The following is a 1927-nucleotide window of genomic DNA, read 5'->3' on the forward strand; positions in this document are numbered from 1 at the left end:
CCCTCTGCAGCCTTAGTTGGTTGTAGAGGGTATATGTTATTCTAATTACTTTTGTAGATTCTATTATTTGTCTAATTTTTTCTTAACGTCATCCGTGATATCTTCAACTTTTTCTTTTGCGTCTGCCGCTACTTCTTTTACTTTCCCAACAGCTTGATCAAGTAGGCCTTCAGCTTTCTTTTTGTTGTCACCAGTTACTTTTCCAGTGGTTTCTTTCGCTTTACCTTTAGCTTTGTCCGTAAAACCTTTGTCTGTCATAATAAAGCCCTCCTTTTATTTCTAAGCATATTATAGTAGTAGTCCAAAAGTTAAAGCAAATCATATACATTTAAGGTTAAAAATAATAAATATCTAAGCAAGCAAGGGCGTTAGTTTTTATATCAATAAGTTAGAAAATAAGAAGAATCCGCTTGCAAAAAGGAAGTTATAAAGGTATAAATATAGGTGAGGTTTTCGTCAAACCTTACTTCTTTCATAACTAAGTTTCATTCTGATAGCAACCAGTCATGTGCAGGCTGGTTGTTTTTTTAGTGTATCTTATATTTTTGTGAGTGTATCATTTGCAAATAAAGCAATTTCTTTGTAAATTTGAAGCAATGGGAAATAAATGCCCATAGAAAAAGAACGTCAGATGCAGCTACTAGAGTAAGTAGACTGTGGGGAAGATCTGGCGTTCTATTTCTGTATTGTAACACGTTTAAAAAATAATAGTTGTTTTTTAATGGTACCCTTAGCTCAGTTGGTTAGAGCAGACGGCTCATAACCTGTCACTTTTATTTTTAAATGGCAATTTTTTTCCTAATTATATGGCACAATCTGTGAATTGCTAAAAAAATTTCCGAGTGGGTATTTACTATCTTTCACAGGTAATTATTTACAAATCTATGATATAGTGTATACCTTTAAAAAAGGTAATTCATTAAAAGTAATAAGGAGGACTGAGATCTATGAAGAAGCCCAAAAGATTGCAATCAGGAGATACCATTGCAACGATTTCATTATCTAGCGGTTTAGGTGGAGATAGTAATATACTATGGCGCTATAATCAAGGAAAAAAACAATTAACGGATTTGGGATTTAATGTAGTTGAATTGACTCATTCTTTGCAGGGATCGGATTTCATCTATTCTCATCCAGAGGCTAGAGCGCAAGATTTACATGATGCTTTGCTCAATCCTGAAATCAAAGGAATTATATCAATAATAGGTGGGTTAGATAGTTATCGTATCTTTGAATATTTAGATTTAAATATTATAAAAAACAATCCTAAAGTATTTATTGGCTATTCGGATTCAACAAGTATCCATCAGATGTTTCAGTTAGCAGGAGTAGTTTCATTTTACGGTCCATGTGTCCTAGTTGATTTTGCCGAAAATGGTGGCATTTTTAATTTTACAAGAACTTGTTTTGAAGATGTTCTAATGAAAGAATACTCTACCTACACTTATCCATGGCGCACAAAATGGACAAGTGATGTAATCCCTTGGGATTTTGAGAATAAAGAAAAACAAAGGGCGTCTTATCAAGATATAGGCCCAATTGTTTTACAAGGATCTGGAACAATCAAAGGACAATTGCTTGGTGGTTGCCTTGAAGTGTTGGCAATGTTAAGAGGAACAGACTTATATCCTTCTAGAGACTTGTTTAAAGATGGCCTTTTATTACTTGAAACTTCAGAAGAATATCCCGCACCTGAATTTGTTGAGCGAGAATTGCGCACAATGGGAGTAATGGGGAACTTATCCTTATTAAATGGGATTTTAGTCGGAAAACCACAAGATAACCGATATTTCAAAGAGTATCAAACTTCAATCAAAAAGATTATGAAAGAATTTAATCTGGAAAGATTACCTATTTTATATAATTGTAATTTTGGACATACAGAACCAAAATGGACGCTTCCTCTAGGGGGTTATGCGCAGCTCGA

At 33.9% G+C, this 1927-nt stretch carries 2 protein-coding genes; one reads left to right on the plus strand and one right to left on the minus strand.

From position 1 onward, the window contains the following. Positions 1 to 63 precede the first annotated feature (63 nt). Positions 64 to 258 carry a CsbD family protein gene (locus tag A5868_RS07470; RefSeq protein ID WP_070621707.1) on the minus strand — a complete coding sequence of 65 codons (195 nt, stop codon included), beginning with the start codon at positions 256 to 258 and terminating at the stop codon, positions 64 to 66. Between the two features lie 689 nt (positions 259 to 947). Between A5868_RS07470 and A5868_RS07475 the strand changes: the two genes are divergently transcribed. Beyond that, the coding region (locus tag A5868_RS07475; RefSeq protein ID WP_087654132.1) for a S66 family peptidase at positions 948 to 1927 on the plus strand (980 nt) is incomplete at its 3' end.

Origin of the sequence: Enterococcus sp. 12F9_DIV0723, assembly GCF_002174375.1 — a bacterium.
Classification (GTDB): domain Bacteria; phylum Bacillota; class Bacilli; order Lactobacillales; family Enterococcaceae; genus Enterococcus_A; species Enterococcus_A gilvus.

Excerpts from the sequence above, each read along its gene's own strand:
- A5868_RS07470 (WP_070621707.1), bottom strand. The coding sequence starts at position 258 with ATGACAGACAAAGGTTTTACGGACAAAGCTAAAGGTAAAGCGAAAGAA.